General features: G+C 54.3%; 1 protein-coding gene. It reads left to right on the top strand.

Annotation, left to right across the window (positions count from 1 at the left end; all coding sequences use genetic code 11):
* Nucleotides 1-165 precede the first annotated feature (165 nt).
* Nucleotides 166-350: phage tail protein (locus AB4Z37_RS33015; RefSeq protein ID WP_441520887.1), on the top strand; the 185-nt coding region annotated here is incomplete at its 3' end.

Below are 350 nucleotides of genomic sequence, written 5' to 3'. Positions count from 1 at the left end.
ATCCTATGTCGATCAAAGCAAGAGCGAATACAACATCACTCTGCAGGGAGATATGTCATCCGGCGGCGATGGCACGCGCCAGTTAAGAGATCTGCTGGCGCAGCACGAGCAGGAGAAACGCACTAACTCCCTTTCACAATTCAGCGCGGCAGGAGGATTTGCCTCATGATGCTGGCACTTGGGCTTTTTGTATTTATGCGGCAGACGCTGCCCTATCAAACCATGCAACGCGATAGCACCTTCAGATGGCCCAGCAACGCGCGCATGGGTAAACGCAACGCCTTTCAGTACACCGGGCCGGAAAACGACACCATCACTATCAGTGGCGAACTCTTCCCGGAGATTACCGG

Origin of the sequence: Bradyrhizobium sp. 2TAF24 (assembly GCF_052115025.1) — a bacterium.
Classification (GTDB): Bacteria; Pseudomonadota; Alphaproteobacteria; order Rhizobiales; family Xanthobacteraceae; genus Bradyrhizobium_A.
This window is presented reverse-complemented; position numbering and strand designations above follow the sequence as displayed.